The organism is Citricoccus sp. CH26A (assembly GCF_000224415.1).
In the GTDB taxonomy this organism is placed as follows: Bacteria; Actinomycetota; Actinomycetes; order Actinomycetales; family Micrococcaceae; genus Citricoccus.
In genome coordinates this window covers 1-17,973 of record NZ_AFXQ01000020.1, presented here as the reverse complement: position 1 = coordinate 17,973, position 17,973 = coordinate 1, and the positions used below count along the sequence as shown (strand labels likewise).

The following is a 17,973-nucleotide window of genomic DNA, read 5'->3' as shown; positions in this document are numbered from 1 at the left end:
GCGGTGAGACGGCAGTGATCCTGCCCCGTCCGTGCATGCCCTCGCGATGCACGTCCTCCATCCACAGAGCCCTTCAGCCGTGTCCTAGGTAGGTCATCATGCGTGCAGTCCTCCGAACCCTTGTCCCCGCCACCCTCTTCCTGAGCCTGCTGGCCCCGGCCGGTGCCGCGAACGCCGCCACCGAGCGCGTCGAACCGTTCTCCTTCACCGTCGACGACTGCGAGGGGGGAACCATCCGGGGGGAGGGGACCCTCCACGCGGCCTACGAGATCCAGGCAGACTGGTCGATCAGCGTCGAGGGCGATGCCCGGGGCACGGCGGTCGGCGACCAGGGCGACGAGTACGTCCTCGAGGAGAGCCACAGTGAGGTCTTCGCCCTGGGTGACTACACCTTCGACTATCGCGCCGACCTGATCAGTCAGGGCTCCGCGCCCGATGAGGTGCTGCTGGTCCACTACGACCCGGGCAGCGGACTCACCTTCGAGACGGAGTGCGACGACTGACCCGCAGGTGACGTCCCGGCCACGGGCGGCTCCTCAGGACTCGCACGTCGCCTCCAGCATCGGCAGCAGCAGCTCGTTGACGTCATAGGTCAGGGGTTGGGCGCTGGTCATGTCCCGGCCCGTGGCGCCGAGGGAGACCTGCCGGGTGCCGTCGGCGGAGGAGAACACCAGGGCCGCGGTCCCGAAGGTCAGCCCGTCATGACCGTAGATCCACTGCGGCGCCTCACCCGGCCCGGTGCAGGGATCCGGCAGGCGGTAGATCCCCAGCCCGTACCCGCCGACGTCCCCGGTCCGCGGGGTGACCATCTCCTCCACCAGGTCCTCGTGGACCAGCTCGCCGGAGGTCAGCGCCTCCGCGAAGCGGTTCAGGTCCCGGGTGGTGCTGACCACGGCACCGGCCGCGTCGAAGACGTCCGGGTCGAACCCGCTCAGGGACTGCCAGCCGACACCGCCGACGTCGGTCCCACCCGTCCACATGGCGCCGGTGAGGAACCGCCCGCCGCGCCGGGACTCGTCCGGGAAGGAGCTGTGGTGCATCCCTGCCTCGTCGAACACCCGGTCCTCCAGCAGGTCCCCGAGGTCCTCACCGGTCACCTCCTCGAGCACCACGCCGAGGGCCACGTAGCCCGCGTTGGAGTAGCTGAAGTCGGCGCCCGGTGCGAACAGCCAGGGCAGTGCGTTGACGACGTCCAGGTGGTCCTGCGGCGTGTAGTCCTCGCCGAGTGCGGCGATGAACTGGTTCCAGTCGGACAGGTCCGTCATGCGCGTGGCGATCAGGTCCACCGACGCGGTCTGGGCGCCGGACCGGTGGCTGAGCAGGTGCTCCACGGTGACGTCCGGCTGGCCGGGGAACAGGCCGGGGACGATGTCCTCGACCTCGGTGTCCAGCGCCAGGTTCCCCCGTTCGATCTCCTGCAGGGCCACCGTGGCGACCATGGCCTTGGTGATGCTGCCGACGCGGAACCGGTCCTGCGGCCGCGCCTGCGGCCTGCGGTCGATCTCCCGGTGCCCGGCCGAGCCACGCCAGGAGAAGTCCGGGGAGTCCACGCGGGCCGTCACGCCGACGGCGCCGTCCTCGACCAACCCCTGGGCGGCCCGGTCCAGTGCGCGCTCGAGCTGCCGGGACTCGCGGTCCCCGTCCCCGTGCGTGGGCCTGGGCACCTCAACCTCGGGCGCCAGACGCTGTTGCTCCGGGCGGTCCCGCTGCTCCAGGCGCTCCTGCAGGTCCAGCCGGTCCAGGAACGGCTGGCCCTGGGACGTCGGCGGTCCCTGACCGGCGTCCTCCGCACTCGCCTGCACGGCGGCGGCCGGAGCCATCCCGCCCGCGGAGATCCCGACGACCAGTGCACTGGCCGCGACGAGGGCGGCCGGACGACGACGCATGACGCGTTCCTCTCGTTGGTGTGCCTCCACGGTACGGAGGATGTGTGACGTGGACAACTTCTTAAGATGGACCCATGGAACCGACCGCGCTGGAGCGCCGTCTCACCGCCCTGGCCGACACCGCTCCCTTCGCCCTGCACTACCAGGTCCGCCTGCTGGGACCCGCGCCGGGGGCCGCGCGGACCGCACCCGCCGGCGGCCTCCCGACGCCGGCGGAGGGCCTCACGCTCTCGAGCGGCGCCGACGTCGTGGTCCCCTCCTTCTCCACGCGCAAGGTGGGCGTGCTCTGCGCGGCCCTCGCCCTCGTGCGCGCCGGGCGGCTCGACCTGGACCGGCGGCTGACCGTCACAGAGGACCTCAAGGACGGGGTGCAGGCCGGGATCATGCGCAACCTCTCGGCCGGGATCGAGCTGAGCCTGCGCGACTGCCTGGTGCAGATGATGGCGACCAGTGACAACATCTGCACGCAACTGGTGTTCGAGGCGATCGGCTCCGCGGTCGACCCCGTCCTGCCCGGGACCTCCGCGGAGGAGGCCGCGCTGCAGTACGTCAACGACTACTGCGCCTGGGCCGGGATGGGCGCCACCTGGCACCGCGAGACGTTCCCGCGCACCGGCGACCTGACCTGGTCCCACCCGCTGGACGCCATCACCGTCACCACGGCGGCGGACCAGTGCCACCTGCTGGCCTCGCTCGCCCGGGGAGTCTCGGACGAGGAGGCCGCGGCCGCGTTGCAGCTGACCCCCGAGGACTGCCGGTACGCCGTGGAGCTCATGCGGGGCATCCACACCCCGCGGCTGGGGGCCGCCACCGGGCGGATCGGCTTCGCCGAGAAGAACGGCCGCGGACTGCGCTCGCTGTCCCAGGTGGGCCTCGCGCTGGACGGGGACGGCACGCCGCTGGCCGCGCTCGCGGTGTTCGCCGAGTCGATCCCCACCCGGTTGCCGGACGGGCTGCCCGGGCGCAACGCCGTCTTCGAGGCGTTCGCCGCGGTCGGCCTGGCCGTGCAGGACGCGGTCTCACCGCTCGTGACCGCCTGACCATCGGGCCGGATGCCCGGATGCCCGGATGCCCGGATGCCCGGATGCCCGGAGGGCCGCCGGGTCTACGCCGGCGCGGCCCCGAAGGTGTCGGGGTCCACGGGACGCTCGGCACGCGGCAGCCCGGCCACCACGAGCCGGTAGGAGTCGATGACCAGTTCCCGCACGAGGGTCCTGTCCACGGTCTCGCCCGGACCGATCGTGATCCAGTGCCGCTTGTTCATGTGGTAACCCGGCGTGATCTCCTCGTGGGCCGCGCGCAGCGCCGTGGAGTCCTCCGGCTCGGCCTTCAGGGTCACGACGGGCGCGCCCACCACGTCCGTCAGCAGCATGAAGACCTTGCCCCTGACCTTGTAGACCTCGTGCTCGGGGCCGAAGGGGTGGCCCACGGTGGACGCGGGCAACTCCTCGGCCATCTCCCGCGCGCTGTCCTGCAGCTCAGTGCCGTTCACGGCATCCCTCCTGCCGGACGTCGTCCCTCCGCCTGACCGCCAGCCTCCCACACCCGCCGGGCGCGGTCCTCGTAGGCTGGGACGCATGTCTGGACACGGCTCACCGCGCCCGCTCGGCCCCGGAGTGGTCTCCCTGCAGGACCTCACGACGTCGGCGCCCGGGCTGCGCTTCACCGTCCGGTTCCCCACGGCGCCCGGGAATGCGCATCGTGCCGCGGTGGCGCACGGGGCGGAGGACCGGCACCCGCTGGCCGGGACCGGCAAGCTGTTCCTCGCGGTGGCGGTGGCGCAGCTGGCCGAGCACGCCTCGGAGTTACTGGGGCAGCCGGTGACCATCCGTGGCGAGCACCGCGCGGCCGCCCGCTCCGGGACGCTGCGGCGGATGGGCGGCGAGCTGCAGCTGACCGTGGACGACGCGATCGCCCTGGTCGTCGGGACCGGCGACGCGGCGTGTGTGGTGGCGCTGCTCGAGCTCCTGACGGCCAGGGGAGCGGACGTCCTGGGCGAGGCCCGGCGGGCGGTGGCCGGCCTGGGCCTCGACGCGACGACCTTGACCGCGCTGGAACCCGCGGCCCGCGGGGACGCGGACGCGCCGGGGGAGAGCTGGGGGGAGGGCCTCCTCGGAACGACGACCACGGCCGACCTCTGCACCCTGCTGGAACGCCTGGCCACCGACGGGACGGTTCGGTCCGAGCGGATCCTGGGCTGGATGGACACGGCCTTCGAACCGGCCGGCCTGGCCAGCGCCCTGCCCGGCTTCGGACCGCGCACCATCCCGCACCGCACCGTCTCCGGCTTCGAGCTCCTGAGGCCGCCCGGGGTGCCCGGGTGCGCCTCCGTGCTGCTCCTGCCGGCCGACGTCGGGACCGGGCGGCCGGCCGCGTGCGTGGCCGCCTACCACCCGCGGACCCGCACCGAGGACCCGGCGGGATCCGCGCTCGAGGCCGGCGCGGTGCTGGGCTCGCTCGGCCTGGCCGCGGCCCGGGCCCGGGACGTGGGCTGAGGCCGGAACGCGTCCCGGTCCGCGCGGCCGCCGGCCGATCCTGCCCGCCGCCCGTTCGTCCGGACTGGGAGGACACGTCCGTGCGGGGGCGCAGGGGGCGATGTCCTCTCGACCCGGACGGACGATGACCGGGCGGCTCACCCGCCCCGGATCAGCCGCCCCGGATCAGCCGGCGAACCCGCGTGACCAGGGCGTCCACGTCGTCGATGAGCCGGGCGGCGCCGTCGATGTCCTTGCGCAACCGCGTCTCGGCCTCGAGATCCTTCAGCGGCGCGAGGTCCGTCTCGAGGGTGACCACCGCGGCCATCAGGGCCGCGCGTTCGGCGCCCAGCGCGGCGCCCACGTCACTGAGCACGTTCTGGTTGTAGTCCTCCAGCAGTTCCGTCGCCACGCCCACGACGTCGGCCGCCACCCTCACGATGGCCCCCGGCGGTTCCGCGGCCCGTTCGATGGCCTGCTGGATCTGCCGCGAGCGTTCGGCACGTTCCGGCTCGGTGTCCCGGGGCATCGCGAAGGCGTCGGCGACGGAGGCGAACCCCGACTCGTCCGCGTCCGAGAGCCCCAGCGCGGTGACGGCGATCCGCTCGCAGCGGGCGGCCAGTTCCTCCCGCTCACTGAACCGGGCCGCCATGGCCACCAGGGCCGCTCCCTGGGCGGCCATCAGCGCGCCCGTGGCCCCGCCACCGGGTGTCGGCTCGCCGGAGGCCAGGCGGTTCAGGTAGTCCTCGATGCGCTCGTGCCGGATCATGGGTCCATCACAGCACCGCGTCCGGAGTCGCGCCAGTCCTGCGGCGGCCCGGGTGTGGCCTCGTCAACTCGGCAACCGCACCGTGCTGGTCAGCGTGGTGAGCATGGGCTCCCGGGGAGTGGAGCTGAACCCGAACCGCGGTGGCGGGTCCATCTCCATCAGGTCACCCAGGTCCCGGCCGTCCCAGGAGGCCGTGGAGGCGGTGATGCGGTGCAGGTCCCGGGCGGAGTACCACTCGAGCCGGTCGTTCCCCGCCGTGCCCAGCGTCCGCACCCCGGGCATCACCACCCGGGCCACCCGGTCGCTGACCCGCGCCACCGCCAGGGTGCGGCCCAGCCGGGGCGGGACGGCGCGCAACAGGTGCCCCCAGGGCGTCCGCCGCCCCACCGTGAAATCCCAGTGCAGCGGCCCGGCCCGCACGGTCCAGGCGGAACCCTCGACGGCGACGGACACGGGGACCTGCCGGACGTCGTCGAACACGTAGGTGGCCGAGACGAAGTCGGCGACCCAGTCGTCCGGGGCCAGCAGTTCGCGCCGGCCGTCCGGGTGCTCCACCATGACGTCCGCGAAGGGCCCGTGGGGGCTGTGGTCCCAGGCGCCGAGCACCAGCCGGGTCCCACCGGAGGTCCCGGCCCCGGCGATGTGCCCGGTGAACTGCCATCGGTCCATGCGCGTCTCCCGCCGCCGTCGTGGTCTGGTCATCCCATCATCACCCGCGCGCAGCGTGCAGGCTGAAGGCCGCGAGGAAACCCGCCGCGGCGATCAGCCCCGAGTACAGGGCGGCGTCCTCGAAGGCCTCCGGGATCATGGTGTCCGTGATCATCGCCAGGATGGCCCCGGCGGCCAGCGCGTTGACGACGGCCATCGTGGCCGGTGGGGCGCCGTCCAACAGGAGGTAGCCGGCCAGTGCCGCCAGCCCGGAGGCCACCGCGATGCCGCCCCAGATCCCGAAGACGTAACCCGGTCCGCGCCCGGCACGTTTCCAGCCGGCCGTGCTGGAGAGCCCCTCCGGGACGTTGGAGATGAACACGGCCACGAACATCGGCAGGCTGACCCCGCCGCCGACGAGCACGCTCAGGCCCAGCACCATGGATTCCGGGACCCCGTCCAGCAGGGCGCCGATCGCGATCGCCCCTCCGGCGCCGTCCCCGTCCAGGCCGGACTGCTGGTGACCCGAGCGCTTGCGGTGCCGGGCCCCGAACCGGGCCAGCACGATGTTCAGCCCGACGTAGGTCACCGCCCCGACGGCGAAGCCGATGACCGTGGCGGCGAGTCCACCGGTGGTCAGGGCCTCGTCGACGAGCTCGAAGGTCAGGGCGGAGATCAGCACACCGGAGCCGAAGGCCATCACGGCCGCCACCACCCGCCGCGGCACGTCGACGAACCAGGCGATGACGCTGCCCAGCAGCAGCGCCGCACCGGCGATCAGGCCGGCCCCGCCGGCCAGCAGCCATTCCGGCATGCGCACCTCCGGGTTCAGGATCGTGCACGGCCGGGCCGCGGGGAAGTGCCGGTGCGTGACGTGGGCCCGTGGACTCGCGGATTCGGGCACGTCACCGGTCGGCAGGCCTGGGCCTGGGCCCGCGGCAGGAGGACACTGCTGCTGTGGAACTCGATCCCGTGGTCACCAATCCGGAGCACTACTCCGTCCTGTTCGAGAACGACGAGGTGCGGGTGCTGGAATACACCGACCGGCCCGGCGACCGGACGACGCCGCACGACCACCCCGACAGCGTCATGTACTCCCTCAGCCACATCCGCCGCCGGCTGGTCGCGGGTGATCACCAGCGGGACGTGGACATCCCGGCCGGGACGGTCAACTGGGTGCCCGCCCAGCGTCATTCCGGCGAGAACACGGGGGACACGCCCTCGAGGGCGATCTTCGTGGAGCTCAAGCGCGCCGGGCCGCGGTCGGACACCGGGACGTCGCCGGACACGGGGGCACTCGGACCGAGCTGAACACTCCGGATACCGTCCCGTCATCACCGAGAGGACTGGTCACCCGGGGACCCGGGCGGACCAGTCCTCTCGATCCGGACGAACGCGAAGCAGCCGGCTCAGAGCCCGAGGTCGCGCCCGATGAGTTCCTTCATGATCTCGTTGGAGCCGGCCCAGATGCGGTTCACGCGAGCGTCCTTCCAGGCCCGGGCCACCCGGTACTCGTTCATGTAGCCGTAGCCGCCGTAGAGCTGGACGCAGTGGTCCAGGATCTCGTTCTGCACGTCCGAGGCCCAGTACTTGGCCTTGGCGGCGTCCACGGCCGAGAGTTCACCGGTGGTGTGGGCCAGCACCGCCTCGTCCACGAACGCCTGGGTGACCTCGGCCTTGGTCACCAGCTCGGCGAGCAGGAACTTGTTGTGCTGGAAGGCGCCGATCGGCTGGCCGAACGCCGTGCGCTCCTTGGTGTACTCGAGGGTCTCGTCCAGGATCTGCCGGGCGTGCGCGAGCCCGTAGACCGCGGCGCCCAGTCGCTCCTGGGGCAGGTTCACCATCATCTGGATGAAACCGGTGTCCACCTCGCCGATGATGTTCTCGGACGGGGCGCGCAGGTTGTCGAAGAACAGCTCGGCGGTGTCCGACTCCGGCTGGCCCACCTTGTCCAGCTTGCGGCCGCGGTGGAAGCCCTCCATGGTGGCCTCGACGCCGAACAGGGTGATGCCCCGGGCCTTCTTCTCCGGGCTGGTCCGGGCGGCGACGATCACGAAGTCCGCCGAGTAGCCGTTGGTGATGAAGGTCTTGGAACCGTTGAGGACCCAGTCGTCCCCGTCCCTGACCGCGGTGGTGCGCAGGTTGGCCAGGTCGGAACCGCCGGAGGGCTCGGTCATGGCGATGGCGGCGATGATGGACCCGTCGGCGATGCCGGGCAGCCAGCGCTGGTGCTGCTCCGGGGTGCCGAGCTTGACGATGTACGGCGGGACGACGTCCGCGTGGATGCCGATGCAGGACGGCAGGGCGAAGTTGACCCGGGAGAACTCCTCGAACAGCACCGCGTTGAACCGGTAGTCCTGCGGGTATCCGCCGCCGTACTGTTCCGGGACCTCCAGGCCGAGCAGTCCCTGTTCCCCGGCGGCCTGCCAGAGCTCGCGCGACAGCCCCTTGTCCTCCGCCCACTGCTCGACGTGCGGAGTGACGTGGCGCTTGATGAACTCGGCGACGGATTCGCGGAAGTCATCGTGCTCGGTCTCGAACATGCGACGGCGCATGGGACGGTCCTCTCGGGGTTACTGCTGGGTACACCTCGAGGGTGCCACCGGGGACCCCCACATGCAATACCGGCGGGTAACTTATGGCGTCGTGTCGTCGGCCGCCAGGGGGAAGACGCTCAGGTACAGGCGTACCCGGCGGGTCTGCGCCGCCGGGTCCTCGTCCGATGTCGGCCGGTCCGGGGGCGCTCCGGCGTCGCCGTCCGCCCCGGAGGGGTCACCGGGCCTGCCCAGGTGCCGGTCGATGACCGTCATGAGCTCCTCGGTCAGGGCCCGGGTCTGGGCCGCCGTCAGCTCGCGGGTGGTGGTGTTGTCGATCGAGGCCTCGATCCATTCCCGATCCTCGTGGTTCTCCACGGACAGCCAGCGGCCCAGCGCGGCCGCGCGCTGGTCGAGCGAGGCCTGCAGCAGGGCCTGGATGGCCGGCCTGTTCGCCTCATCCTGGGCGAGGTCGTAGGTGGGCACCGCGAACCCGACCGGCTTCCACCAGCGCTCCCGGCCCGAGCCCCGGCCGGTGTCCTCCTCCACGAAGCCGTGCTTCTCCAGTTGGCGCAGGTGGTAGCTCGTCTGCCCCGTGCTCTCGTCCAGGTGCCGGGCCAGGGCGGTCGCGGTGGCCGACCCCACGTCCGTCAGGTGGGAGTAGATCGACATCCGCAGCGGGTGGGCGAAGGCCTTCATCGCCCGGGCGTCGACCTTCCGGGGGGCGACGCCGGGCAACTGGGCCGGGCCGTCCGCCACGGGGTCCGGGGAGGGTCGGGGGGCCTCGTCGGGGAGGGGGTCGCCCGGGGCCGAGGACTTGTCACGGGGCATGTGCAGAGCTACCTTTGCATAGACAGCTTTGCAAAGAAATCTCTGCAAAGTCTTCTCGGCACCAGTCTACGGAGATGACCCCCATGCTGCGATCCACCGTCGCGCTCCCGGCCGACCACTCCTCCCGGGACCTGCCCCGCCCTGCCCGCCAGCCCGCGAAGCCGGCACCCCCTTGGAGCCTGGGCCGGGCGTTCCGCGCCCTCCTCGGGCCGTCCGCGATCCGCGTGGGCGCCGGCGCCCAGCGCCACCCCGGTTCAGGGGCCGGCTCCGGCACGGGGTCAGGGATGGGCCAGCGCCCCGGCGTCGGCATCGACCACCGCGAGGGGCAGGCCATGCACCGGATCCGGCGCGCGGCCGCCCTCGGGGGCGGTCCCGGCCTGCGCTGAGGCCCCGTCAGGGCCGGTGGCCGTCTCATCCGTCGGATGGGCAGGGGCCGCAGGGGCGCGTCGCCTGCGCAGGTCCGGCAGGCGACGCGTCGGGGCCGCGCCGTAGACTGCGGGTCGTGGAAAAGGCGCAGGCCGCGGACGCGGCAATGGGGGAGACGGTCGAGGACAGGACCCGCCGGGTGTGGCCGCGATTCCTCGTCATCGTGCTGTGCCTGGCCGGGCTGGTCATCGCGCTGCAGTTCGTCCAGGGGCTGCAGGGCATCATCGGGCCGGTGTTCCTCGGCCTGAACCTGGTGATCATCGCCTACCCGCTGCAGGCGTGGATGATCCACCGGGGGGTCAATCGCTTCCTCGGGGCCTCCGTGACCGTGCTGATCGTGGTGGTCGTGCTGATCGTGTTCCTGGCCCTGATCCTGTGGTCGGCCTCGGAACTGGTGATGGCGCTGCCGGAGTACAGCGCGGAGTTCACCAACATCTACTTCGGCATGGTGAACTGGATCGGCAGTTTCGGCGTCACCCCGGACATGGTCATCCAGCAGCTCTCCGGGCTGAACATGTCCACCGTGGTGTCCACGGCGACCGGCCTGCTCACCGCGGTCCTGTCCAACGTCACCGCCATCATCGGCCTGCTGGCCACCGTCATCATGGCCGTGTTCTTCCTGGCCATGGACTCCGTGGCCGTGGAGCGGCGGATCGCGCTTCTGAACACCGCCGACTACGAGCTCGGCCAGGCGCTGACCGCGTTCGCCCAGGGGGTGCGGCGGTACTGGGTCGTCACCACGGTCTTCGGGCTGATCGTCGCCGCGCTGGACGTCGCCGCGCTGGCCGTCATCGGCGTCCCGATGATCTGGGTCTGGGGCGTGCTGAGCTTCCTGACCAACTACATCCCCAACATCGGATTCATCATCGGCATGGTCCCGCCGGCGCTGCTCGGCCTGGTGGAGGGCGGCTGGGGTGCGTTCTTCGCCGTGGTCGTGGCCTACTCCGTCCTGAACTTCGTGCTGCAGTCGATCATCCAGCCCAAGTTCACGGGCGATGCCGTGGGCGTGATCCCCACCGTCTCCTTCCTGTCCCTGCTGTTCTGGGCCTGGATCCTCGGTCCGCTCGGCGCCATCCTCGCCCTGCCCGCCACGCTGCTGCTGAAGGCGGTCATGGTCGACGCCGACCCGCAGTCCCGCTGGATCAACACGTTCATCGCCTCCGACCTGCGCGGGATGGAGGACCGGAACCGAACAGCGCTGGCGCGGCAGCGTTCCGAACGGGCCGCGGAGGATACCGTGGCCGCCCGGGTGTCCGGTGCCCGCGACGGCGTGCTGCCCGGCGAGGAGGCGCGCGATGGCGCCGCTGCGGGTGGCGGTGACGGGGCCGATGACGGCGGTGCGCCCGGGGACCCGGGGGCGCAGTCCCCTCCACAGCGGACCGAGTGAACGGGCCCGCCCACGGCCCGGCCCGGGCAAGCCGGACCCTGTCCGTCGTCCGTGAAACCATGGAGGGATGACCACCCCCACGCTGCCGTACGTCGCCGACCAGGACATCGCTGGCCTGGTGGGGTCCGCGGCGGCAGACAAGGGCAAGGCCTACGCCCGCCAGGGTGCCGTCACCTCGATGCAGTGGGACGCCCCGGAGGGGGCGGGCGAGGCAACGTCCGCCCCGTCCGCGACCCTGACCGGGTCGGTGCAGGGCAACGACCCGTTGCCGTACGAGACGTACGTCCTGTTGGTGCCCGGCCGGCCGGCGTCGTCCCCGGAGGCACTGGAATCCTGGCGCCCGCTGCGCGGTGGCTGCACCTGCCCGGTCCGCAACGACTGCAAGCACGCCGCGGCGCTGCTCTACGCCGCGACCGAGGAGGCGATGCGCCGGCACCTGCGCCACCAGGCACTGCGTGCCGTGCCCGGGGGGACGGCCGGGCAGGACGCTGCACCCCCGGTCCAGGGCTGGGGCCAGGTGCACCGCTACACCGAGGCGGACGTGTGGGACGGTGAGGACGGCGGCGGCCCCTGGGGGGAGGGGGCCGAACGCGAGGACTGGCGCTCGGTGCTGGGGGAGCTCACCGGGGAGAACCTGAGCCTCGGTTCGGACGAGCCGGTGGGGATCGGCGTGGAGCTGATGGCCGAGCCGCAGAACCAGATGCGCCGACGCTGGGGCGCCCACGCCGCCAGCGTCGCGGACGTGCGCTCCGGTGCCGCCCTGCAGGTCCACCTGCGTCCGATGCGCCGCGGCTCGCGGGACAACTGGATCAAGGGTGGGCTGACCTGGAAGAAGTTCCAGTACGGGGGACTGCGCCACCAGCTGCGCGAGGACCACGTGGAACTGCTCGGGCAGTTCTACCGCCTCTTCCTCGCCGAACGTCCCCAGGGGATGTTCGGCAACGACGAGACGTTGCGGCTGGACCAGCTCTCCGGACCGCCTGCCTGGCAACTGCTCACCCGCGCCCGGGAGCTCGGGGTCGAGTTCGTGGGCCAGGGCGTGGTCGGCGAGGTCGTCCTGGCCGGGCCGGCCAGCGTGCGCCTGGACGTGCGCGGGGAGTCGGACCTCGCCGTGGTGCCCGTGGTCGAGTCCGGCGGGACACCGGTGCCCGGGGCTCGGGCGGCCGGCACCGGGGGATTCATCGCGGTGGACGTGCCCGACGACGCCCCGCAGTGGGGTGCCCCGGTGCGCCTGACACTGGTGCCGGCCGAGCGCACGCTGCCGCGACCGGTACTGGACCTGTTGAAGCAGGACGAGCCGCTGCAGATCCCGGCGGGGGAGACGGAGGAGTTCTTCTACGACGTCTACCCGCGGCTCTCCCGCATGATGCCCGTGGCCAGCACGGACGGATCCGTCGAGTTCCCGAAGGTGCCCGCCCCCGAGTTGCAGCTGCGCGTGCGGTACGGCAAGGACCACCGGGCGAGCCTGGACTGGTCCTGGCTGTACTGGGGTCCGCGGCGCGAACTGCCGCTGGAATCGCGCCGGTCCCGGTCCCGCGGTGGCTGGTCCCCCACGGGGTACTCGGGCCGGGCCCGGAACCCCGAGGCCGACCGGGACCTCGAGCACGAGGACGCCGTGCTGGACGCGGTGGGCGAGCACTGGCCGGTCGCCGGCGCGGGCGGGGTGCAGCACCTGGCCGGGATGGAGACGGCGCGGTTCGTGGAGAACGTGCTGCCGGTGCTGCAGGGCCTGGAGCACGTGAGCGTGACCGAGCACGGGTCCAGGCCGGACTACCGGGAACTGACCGACGACCCGCTGGTGCGCATCACCCAGGTCGAGTCCGGGCGGAAGAAGGACAACGACTGGTACGACCTCGGCTTCGAGATCACCATCGGCGGGGAGCTGTTCCCCTTCACCGAGGTGTTCACGGCCCTGGCGGAGGGGCAGAAGGCCCTGATGCTCAAGGACGGCACCTGGTTCCGCCTCGACCACCCCTCCTTCCAGAAGCTGCGCGACCTCATCAACGAGGCCGAGGTGATGGGGGACTGGAGCGCCGAGCGCCCAAGGATCTCGCGCTATGACGTGGCGCTGTGGGAGGAGTTCGAGGACCTTGCCCACGAGTCCGTGGCGGCCCGGGCCTGGCAGGAGACGGTGGGCGCGCTCAAGGACCTGGCCGAGATCCCCACGCCCGAGGTCCCCGAGGGCCTCGACGCCCGGTTGCGTCCCTATCAGCTCGAGGGCTTCGCGTGGCTGAGCTTCCTGTACGACCACGGACTCGGCGGGATCCTCGCCGACGACATGGGCCTGGGCAAGACCGTCCAGACCCTTGCCCTCATCGCCCGGGCGCGCGAGCGCGGCGCTCACGGCCCCGGCGCCAACCCCGGTGACCACCCCGGCCAGCACCCCGCCGAGCCCCTGGCGGAACAGCGCCCGCCGGACCACGGCGAACCCGTGCCGCCCCCACCGGTGGCGCCCCCGTTCCTGGTGGTGGCGCCGTCCTCGGTGCTGTCCGTCTGGAAGGAGGAGGCCGAGCGCTTCGTGCCGGGCCTGGACCTGCGGGTGCTGGACACCACCGCCGCCAAGCGCGGGACGACGGTGGCCGAGGAGGTGGCCGGGGCCGACGTCGTGGTCACCAGCTACACCCTGCTGCGGCTGGACTCGGGGCAGTACACCGCGCTGGACTGGGACGGGCTGGTGCTGGACGAGGCGCAGTTCGTGAAGAACCGTACGGCCAAGGCCCACCAGGCGGCCAGGGACGTCCGCGCGCCCTTCCGGCTGGCGATCACCGGCACGCCGATGGAGAACTCCCTGTCCGACCTGTGGGCCCTGTTGTCCCTGACGGCCACCGGGCTGTTCCCCTCACACACGGTGTTCCGGCAGGAGTACACCAAGCCGATCGAGACGCCGGACCCCTCCGATGACGGCGCCCGATTCGCCGCCGAGCGGATGGCGCGGCTGCGGCGGCGGATCCGGCCGTTCATGCTGCGGCGCACCAAGGAGCTCGTGGCCTCGGACCTGCCCCCGAAGCAGGAGCAGGTCAGCCACGTCGAACTGGTGCCCAAGCACCGCCGGCTCTACGACCAGGTGCTGCAGCGCGAGCGCAAGAAGGTCCTGGGGCTGCTGCAGAACATGGACGAGAACCGCTTCGTGATCTTCCGGTCCCTGACCCTGCTGCGCATGCTGGCGCTGGACCCGGCGATCGTGGACGAGGAGTACGCCTCCGTGCCCTCCTCCAAGATGGAGCAGCTGATGGAGAACCTGGAGGAGATCGTGGCGGAGGGGCACCGGGTGATCATCTTCAGCCAGTTCACCTCGTTCCTGTCCCGGGTGGGGGACCGGCTGGCCGACCGCGGCGTGGCCTTCGCCTACCTGGACGGCTCCACCCGCAACCGCTCCGAGGTGATCAGCCAGTTCAAGAAGGGCACCGCCCCGGCCTTCCTGATCAGCCTCAAGGCCGGCGGCTTCGGGCTGACCCTGACCGAGGCCGACTACGTGTTCCTCCTGGACCCCTGGTGGAACCCGGCCACCGAGGCCCAGGCCGTGGACCGCGCCCACCGGATCGGCCAGGAGCGCACCGTCATGGTGTACCGGATGGTGGCCGAGGGGACCATCGAGGAGAAGGTGCTGGCCCTGCAGCAGCGCAAGGCGGCCCTGTTCTCCTCCCTCACCGACGGGGACACCGCGTTCTCCAGCACCATCACCGCCGACGACGTCCGCGAGCTGTTCGCCCCGGACCGGGGCTGAGGGGACGCTCCCGGACCGGCGTCAGGGCTGCGCCCGGACCGGTACAGGGGCTGCCCCCGGACCGGTACAGGGGCTGCCCCCGGACCGGTACAGGGGCTGCCCCCAAACCAGAGAGTGACTGCGCCCGGGACGCCGGATATTGTCCCGCGCGCCGGGCGGACCTACGGTGTTCGCACATCCGGAGTTCACCGACGGCGCGCCAAGGGCCGGACCGGACCCGACGTCAGAGAGGGGCAGTGGTGATGGGAGAGGCAGTGAAGCCGGTCGTCGTCGGCGTGGACGGTTCGGAGACCTCCGTGGAGGCCCTGAAGGAGGCCGGGCGCATGGCCGCATTGCTGGGCGCCCCGCTGAAGGTGGTGACGGCCTGGCACTGGTCGGTCGTGGCGGCAGCGGTCCCCGCCCCGGATGCCCAGGACTTCCGCGGCCGGGCCCAGGAGGCCGTCGACCAGGCGATCACGGCGGCCTTCGGGGACGACGTGCCCGAGGGGCTGGAACGGGTGGTCCGGGAGGGGCCGCCGGCGCAGGTGCTGCGCGACCTGAGCAAGGACGCCTCCCTCGTGGTGGTGGGCAACCGGGGTCACGGGGGCTTCGCCGGCCTGCTCCTGGGCTCGGTCAGCTCCGCCGTGGCCGCCCACGCCCACTGTTCGGTGCTCATCACGCACAAGCACGGAGGGGACGGGGGCCGCTGAACGTCAGGCCATCCGCGTCGGCTGCGGCAGGCCCACGTGGCGGATGCCCACGCCGCGGCGGTACAACCGGTGCGCGGGAACCGGCACCACGGTCCGCCCGGGGTAGGCGGCCTCGAGGACCTGGTGCGCCCCCTCGTCATGGGGGTCATCGAAGGACGGCACCACCACGGCCCCGTTGACCGGTAGGACGTTGACGTAGGACCAGGACACCTGGCCCCTGCCGTCGGACTCCGCCAGTGGAGCGGTGATGGCGGCGACGTTCAGGGGACGGCCCCGGGCGTCGGTCTCGCCCTGCAGGATCTCCAGTGCCTGCACGGACACCTCGTGGTCCGGGTGGGACGGGTTCTCCTGCCAGTGCAGCAGCACCACGGTGGGGGAGGCGAACGCCACCACCTGGTCGATCTGCCCGCCCACCCCGTGCGGGCCGGCGTCGCGGGCCAGGCCGCGGGGCAGCCAGATGACCTTGCGGATGTCCGTGTACCGGGCGAACTCCGCCTCCACGTGCGCGCGGGACCATCCCGGGTTGCGCGCCGGGTCCAGGAGCACGGACTCGGAGGCGATCAGCGTTCCCTCGCCGTCGGTGATGAACGCACCACCCTCATTGACCAGCAGGGACAGCTGCCGGCGGGCACCGGTCAGCTCGGCCAGGGTGCCCCCGGCCACGTCGTCCAGCCGGAACTCGACGCCCGGGCGGCGGCCGAAGCCGTTGAAGACCCAGTCGATCATGCCGATCCGGCGCTGACCGGTCCGCCCGTCCACGCCGCCCACCGTGAAGGTGGGGCCGGACAGCCGCAGGAACGGGTTGTCCATGGACAGCGGGACCACCGGGATCAGGGGGTCCACGTAGGTGTGCACGATCTGCCGGTCGGCGGGGTCCACCAGCAGGGTGACCGGCTCGTAGTCCATCACCGCGTGGGCGACCCGGGCCCAGGCGCGCCGGGCCCCGGAGACCTCCCACGAGCTGGCTCCCATCCGCGAGTAGTCCCGGGGGAAGGCCAGCCACAACCGTTCCTGGGGTTCGGTGTCCGCCGGCAGGTGCCAGGTGTCCTCCGTGGTGCCGGTCAGCAACGTGCCGGAACCGGGGGGCTCCGCCGCGGGAGACCGCGCCCCGGGGGATGATGACCGCGGGAGGCCCGTGGACGGAGCCGGAGTCCCCGAGGAGGCCTCCCGGCCCGATGACGCCCGGGGCTGCTCGTCCATGGATCCCCTCTCATCAGGTCGTTCACGGGATGTGCCGGCGACGGCGGCCGCCGGCGGGGCCCCGTGCGGCCGGCACCTCCCATGCTATGCGAGCGTGCGACGCGCTTCACACGGAGCCGGTCCGGGACGCCGGCCCCAGCCCGAGGTCACCGGCCGCCTCCTCCAGGACCGAGCGGACGGCGACGACGGCGGGAGACCTGGCCGTGGAGGACCGGGTGGAGGTGAAGACGGTGCGCATCGGCCGGCCGTCGAGGGGGATCCGCCGCAACCGGGCCCGGGAGCCCACCAGCATCAGCCCCGGCAGCAGGGCCACCGCGTTGCCGGACTCCACCAGGGCCAGGTGCGACTGCAGGTCGGAGGACACGTAGCGCACGTCCGGTTCGTGGCCGGCCGAGCGGCACACCTGTTCGGCCCAGTGCCGGGTGGCCGTGCCGCGGGGTTCCATCACCCACGGCAGGGGCCGGTGCGCGAGCAGCGCCTGCAGCACGGCACCGGGCGTCGGCCGTCGGCCGTCCGGCCCGGTCCCCGGTGCTGTGCGCGGTTCGGCCCCCGGCCCGTCCGGCCCGGCCCCCGGTGCTGTGCGCGGTGCTGTGTGCGGTCCGGCCCCCGCGCCCACCTCGATCCCCGGCCCGGCGTCCAGCCGATCGACGTCCAGCGACGAGGGAACGGCCAGCTGCAGTTCGTCGCGCAGCAGCGGACGGCGGTCCAGGCCCGGCCAGTGCGGGGCGGAATGCCCGGGGTACTGCTCGGCGACGACCACGTCGAAGTCTCGCGCCCAGGTCTCGTGCAGCGCGGTCTCGGGCTCGTACTGGACCACCTCGAGCCGCAGCCCCGGATGCCGGGTGCGCAGCAGGGTCAGCGCCGGTGGCAGCAGGGTCAGGGCGGCGGACTGGAACACGGCGAGGGTGACCCGGCCGGTGACCTCCTGGCCCGTGGAGGCCAGGGCGGCCTCGGCCTGCTCGAGGGCGTCGAGGATCGGGTCGGTGCGCTCCACGAGGGCCAGGGCCGCCTCCGTGAGCTGCACCGTGCGACCGGCCCGGCGCAGCAGGACCGTCTTCGTCTCCCGTTCCAGCAGCGCCAGCTGTTCCGACACGGAGGACGGCGCCAGGTTCATGGCCCGCGCCACGGCGGTCATGGTCCCCCGGATGGACAGTTCACGCAGCAGCACCAGGCGTCGGACGTCCAGCACGATGCCCTCCCATCAGTTCGGCTGATCCGAAGGGTACCCTGCGGAAACGTTCGCTGGTGGTGCAGGATGTGACGGAGAACAATGTCGGTATGAGCATCCACGTCTCCCACCCGGTGGTCCCCGATCCCGGACCGCTGAAGGACCTGGCCCCGGCCGCCGTCGAGCAGGTCCGCACCTGGCTGCGCGAGGCCCGGAACCACCCGACGACCTTCTCCG

General features: G+C 72.4%; 17 protein-coding genes. 8 read left to right on the top strand and 9 right to left on the bottom strand.

All coding sequences use genetic code 11. The features are described from left to right. The first annotated feature begins 98 nt into the window (after nt 1-98). Nucleotides 99-503 (top strand): hypothetical protein, encoded by a 405-nt coding sequence (locus CITRI_RS0111955; RefSeq protein ID WP_010145063.1) that lies wholly within the window; start codon nt 99-101, stop codon nt 501-503. 33 nt (nt 504-536) lie between these two features. Here the strand turns inward: CITRI_RS0111955 and CITRI_RS0111950 are convergent, their stop codons facing one another. After that, a complete protein-coding gene (locus tag CITRI_RS0111950; RefSeq protein ID WP_010145062.1) occupies nt 537-1,886 on the bottom strand; it encodes a serine hydrolase in 1,350 nt (449 codons plus the stop codon). A 74-nt stretch (nt 1,887-1,960) separates the two neighbouring features. Between CITRI_RS0111950 and CITRI_RS0111945 the strand changes: the two genes are divergently transcribed. Continuing rightward, nucleotides 1,961-2,926 (top strand): serine hydrolase, encoded by a 966-nt coding sequence (locus CITRI_RS0111945; RefSeq protein ID WP_010145061.1) that lies wholly within the window; start codon nt 1,961-1,963, stop codon nt 2,924-2,926. A 65-nt stretch (nt 2,927-2,991) separates the two neighbouring features. On the opposite strand, the gene CITRI_RS0111940 is transcribed toward CITRI_RS0111945, so the two are convergent. After that, nucleotides 2,992-3,378, bottom strand: coding sequence for an MmcQ/YjbR family DNA-binding protein (locus CITRI_RS0111940; protein WP_010145060.1), 387 nt, complete (start codon nt 3,376-3,378; stop codon nt 2,992-2,994). 85 nt (nt 3,379-3,463) lie between these two features. Between CITRI_RS0111940 and CITRI_RS0111935 the strand changes: the two genes are divergently transcribed. Continuing rightward, nucleotides 3,464-4,381 carry a serine hydrolase gene (locus CITRI_RS0111935; protein ID WP_083843434.1) on the top strand — a complete coding sequence of 306 codons (918 nt, stop codon included), beginning with the start codon at nt 3,464-3,466 and terminating at the stop codon, nt 4,379-4,381. A gap of 151 nt (nt 4,382-4,532) precedes the next feature. Here CITRI_RS0111935 and CITRI_RS0111930 read toward each other — a convergent pair whose 3' ends face one another. The 3 genes from CITRI_RS0111930 to CITRI_RS0111920 all read right to left on the bottom strand — a co-directional run bounded on the left by CITRI_RS0111930 (nt 4,533) and on the right by CITRI_RS0111920 (nt 6,591). Beyond that, nucleotides 4,533-5,129, bottom strand: a complete 597-nt coding sequence (locus tag CITRI_RS0111930) for a cyclodeaminase/cyclohydrolase family protein (protein WP_010145058.1) — start codon at nt 5,127-5,129, stop codon at nt 4,533-4,535. Nucleotides 5,130-5,192: 63 nt separating this feature from the next. Next, nucleotides 5,193-5,798 (bottom strand): hypothetical protein, encoded by a 606-nt coding sequence (locus CITRI_RS0111925; protein ID WP_010145057.1) that lies wholly within the window; start codon nt 5,796-5,798, stop codon nt 5,193-5,195. Nucleotides 5,799-5,838: 40 nt separating this feature from the next. Further along, nucleotides 5,839-6,591, bottom strand: coding sequence for a ZIP family metal transporter (locus tag CITRI_RS0111920; protein ID WP_010145056.1), 753 nt, complete (start codon nt 6,589-6,591; stop codon nt 5,839-5,841). A gap of 143 nt (nt 6,592-6,734) precedes the next feature. On the opposite strand from CITRI_RS0111920, the gene CITRI_RS0111915 reads away from it, so the two are divergent. After that, nucleotides 6,735-7,088 carry a cupin domain-containing protein gene (locus tag CITRI_RS0111915; RefSeq protein WP_010145055.1) on the top strand — a complete coding sequence of 118 codons (354 nt, stop codon included), beginning with the start codon at nt 6,735-6,737 and terminating at the stop codon, nt 7,086-7,088. A gap of 98 nt (nt 7,089-7,186) precedes the next feature. Here the strand turns inward: CITRI_RS0111915 and CITRI_RS0111910 are convergent, their stop codons facing one another. Together CITRI_RS0111910 and CITRI_RS0111905 are read right to left on the bottom strand one after the other, a co-directional pair. Next, nucleotides 7,187-8,332, bottom strand: a complete 1,146-nt coding sequence (locus CITRI_RS0111910; protein ID WP_010145053.1) for an acyl-CoA dehydrogenase family protein — start codon at nt 8,330-8,332, stop codon at nt 7,187-7,189. 81 nt (nt 8,333-8,413) lie between these two features. Continuing rightward, the gene (locus CITRI_RS0111905) at nt 8,414-9,142 is read right to left on the bottom strand and encodes a helix-turn-helix domain-containing protein (protein WP_010145052.1); all 729 of its coding nucleotides are present in this window, start codon (nt 9,140-9,142) and stop codon (nt 8,414-8,416) included. 74 nt (nt 9,143-9,216) lie between these two features. On the opposite strand from CITRI_RS0111905, the gene CITRI_RS18505 reads away from it, so the two are divergent. From CITRI_RS18505 to CITRI_RS0111885, 4 genes are all read left to right on the top strand, one after another. Further along, nucleotides 9,217-9,528, top strand: coding sequence for a hypothetical protein (locus CITRI_RS18505; protein WP_141566092.1), 312 nt, complete (start codon nt 9,217-9,219; stop codon nt 9,526-9,528). Between the two features lie 116 nt (nt 9,529-9,644). Beyond that, on the top strand, nt 9,645-10,955 hold the full coding sequence (locus tag CITRI_RS0111895; protein ID WP_237709058.1) for an AI-2E family transporter: 1,311 nt from the start codon (nt 9,645-9,647) through the stop codon (nt 10,953-10,955). A 67-nt stretch (nt 10,956-11,022) separates the two neighbouring features. Further along, a complete protein-coding gene (locus tag CITRI_RS0111890; RefSeq protein WP_010145049.1) occupies nt 11,023-14,679 on the top strand; it encodes a DEAD/DEAH box helicase in 3,657 nt (1,218 codons plus the stop codon). 242 nt (nt 14,680-14,921) lie between these two features. Then, nucleotides 14,922-15,368, top strand: coding sequence for a universal stress protein (locus CITRI_RS0111885; protein WP_010145048.1), 447 nt, complete (start codon nt 14,922-14,924; stop codon nt 15,366-15,368). A gap of 3 nt (nt 15,369-15,371) precedes the next feature. On the opposite strand, the gene CITRI_RS17585 is transcribed toward CITRI_RS0111885, so the two are convergent. Together CITRI_RS17585 and CITRI_RS0111875 are read right to left on the bottom strand one after the other, a co-directional pair. Then, complete coding sequence (locus CITRI_RS17585; RefSeq protein ID WP_083843433.1) at nt 15,372-16,568, bottom strand: agmatine/peptidylarginine deiminase; 1,197 nt, start codon at nt 16,566-16,568, stop codon at nt 15,372-15,374. 106 nt (nt 16,569-16,674) lie between these two features. Further along, the gene (locus CITRI_RS0111875; protein ID WP_010145045.1) at nt 16,675-17,757 is read right to left on the bottom strand and encodes a LysR family transcriptional regulator; all 1,083 of its coding nucleotides are present in this window, start codon (nt 17,755-17,757) and stop codon (nt 16,675-16,677) included. Between the last annotated feature and the right edge of the window lie 216 nt (nt 17,758-17,973).